General features: G+C 53.3%; 1 rRNA gene (only partly in view). It reads left to right on the forward strand.

The annotated features are described in order from the left end of the window. The first annotated feature begins 579 nt into the window (after nt 1-579). Nucleotides 580-2,500 (forward strand): 23S ribosomal RNA (locus DMO26_RS33035); it runs 1,043 nt beyond the window's last position.

The following is a 2,500-nucleotide window of genomic DNA, read 5'->3' on the forward strand; positions in this document are numbered from 1 at the left end:
CTCTGGAAGGGCCGCCGAACGATCGGCGACGGCCTTTGGCCTGTATGGGCGAGCCTGCCAGGCGTGGAAATATCCTTTGAAGAAGTAAAAGTTTGCACGACGCGAATTGCGTTCCGTGCCTGTTCTGCAAAAATCGTGAAGAGAAGATTGATCTGGAGGCTTCCAGGTATGGGTTTGACCCATGTCCGAGCCCAGTTCTGCTGATGCCAAGGATGACCTAGCCGGTCGGATGTGGTGGAGGGGCTGGATGCGGTAGGAAGCTTGTCACTCTGGTCGGTCGTTGTTGCCAAAGCTTCGGTTTTGGTTCTGACGGCTTATTGATGTCCGATTGCTAACCGCGCGGACCCGGATTTGATCTCGAGAAGCTGGTCTTATGATCCGGCACAAGCGAGCTGCTCGGCGTAGCTCCAATAAAGTGACCGGATCGAACACGTCGATGGCATCTGACAGGCCTGGTTGTAAAAGGTAACCGGGTTTTTGTGAGCGAATAGCGAATAGCGAATAGTTGGTCTCCTTCTATTCGCTACTCACTAATCACTATTCGCTCATCAAATAAGGATGAGCATTGGCAATGAGAACGATTAAGTGTCGTAAGGGCATTTGGTGGATGCCTTGGCATGCACAGGCGAAGAAGGACGTGATACGCTGCGATAAGCCGTGGGGAGCTGCGAATGAGCTTTGATCCATGGATCTCCGAATGGGGCAACCCACCTTAGATACTTGGAAAATCTTTCTGGTTGTCGGACCTTTGGTCCGACGTTACGGCGAACGATCGCCGACGGCCTCTGGCCTGTATGGGTGCCTTGCTCAAGCTTTGAGTTTGGCTGCAATACAGCGCAGAGCGCGTCGCCGGTCGTCCGGCGCGCTCACGCAGCGCCGCACGCAAGTGCGGAACGAGCGTGAGTGAAAACCCGAAAGGTTTCCAAGTATCGTTAATAAGGTATCTGCACCTGAATCCATAGGGTGTAAGAAGCGAACGCAGGGAACTGAAACATCTAAGTACCTGCAGGAAAGGACATCAACCGAGACTCCGCAAGTAGTGGCGAGCGAACGCGGACCAGGCCAGTGGCAATCAGGAATAAAGCCGAACAAGTTGGAAAGCTTGGCTAAAGTGGGTGACAGCCCCGTAGGCGTAGAACACTGATTGTCCTAGAGTAGGGCGGGACACGAGAAATCCTGTCTGAACATGGGGAGACCACTCTCCAAGCCTAAGTACTCGTGCATGACCGATAGCGAACAAGTACCGTGAGGGAAAGGTGAAAAGCACCCCGACAAGGGGAGTGAAATAGAACCTGAAACCGGATGCCTACAAACAGTCGGAGGGCGCAAGCCTGACGGCGTACCTTTTGTATAATGGGTCAACGACTTAGTGTGTCGAGCAAGCTTAAGCCGGTAGGTGTAGGCGCAGCGAAAGCGAGTCTGAACAGGGCGTTCAGTTCGACGCATTAGACCCGAAACCGAGTGATCTAGCCATGAGCAGGCTGAAGGTTGGGTAACACCAACTGGAGGGCCGAACCCGCATCTGTTGCAATAGATTGGGATGACTTGTGGCTAGGGGTGAAAGGCCAATCAAACTCGGAGATAGCTGGTTCTCCGCGAAATCTATTTAGGTAGAGCGTCGACCGAATACCCCAGGGGGTAGAGCACTGGATGGGCTATGGGGACTCACCGTCTTACTGATCCTAACCAAACTCCGAATACCTGGGAGTACTAGTCGGCAGACACACGGCGGGTGCTAACGTCCGTCGTGAAAAGGGCAACAACCCTGACCTCCAGCTAAGGTCCCCAAGTCATGGCTAAGTGGGAAAGGATGTGAGGATCCCAAAACAACCAGGATGTTGGCTTAGAAGCAGCCATCATTTAAAGAAAGCGTAACAGCTCACTGGTCTAATCAAGGGTCTTTGCGCCGAAAATGTAACGGGGCTGAAGCCATGCACCGAAGCTGAGGATGTACACGCAAGTGTATGTGGTAGCGGAGCGTTCCGTAAGCCTGTGAAGGAGGACCCGTGAGGGCCTCTGGAGGTATCGGAAGTGCGAATGTTGACATGAGTAACGATAAAGAGGGTGAGAGACCCTCTCGCCGAAAGACCAAGGGTTCCTGCTTAAAGTTAATCTGAGCAGGGTTAGCCGGCCCCTAAGCCGAGGCAGACATGCGTAGGTGATGGGAACCACGTTAATATTCGTGGGCCTGGTGGTAGTGACGGATTGCGTAACTTGTCCGCTCTTATTGGATTGAGCGGGCGGGGAAGCGGTTCCAGGAAACAGCTCCACCGTATAGACCGTACCCGAAACCGACACAGGTGGTCAGGTAGAGCATACCAAGGCGCTTGAGAGAACTATGTTGAAGGAACTCGGCAAATTGCACGCGTAACTTCGGAAGAAGCGTGACCCCAATTTGGGCAACCATATTGGGGTGGCACAGACCAGGGGGTAGCGACTGTTTATCAAAAACACAGGGCTCTGCGAAGTCTAAAGACGACGTATAGGGTCTGACGCCTGC

Origin of the sequence: Rhizobium terrae, assembly GCF_003425685.1 — a bacterium.
GTDB lineage: Bacteria > Pseudomonadota > Alphaproteobacteria > Rhizobiales > Rhizobiaceae > Neorhizobium > Neorhizobium terrae.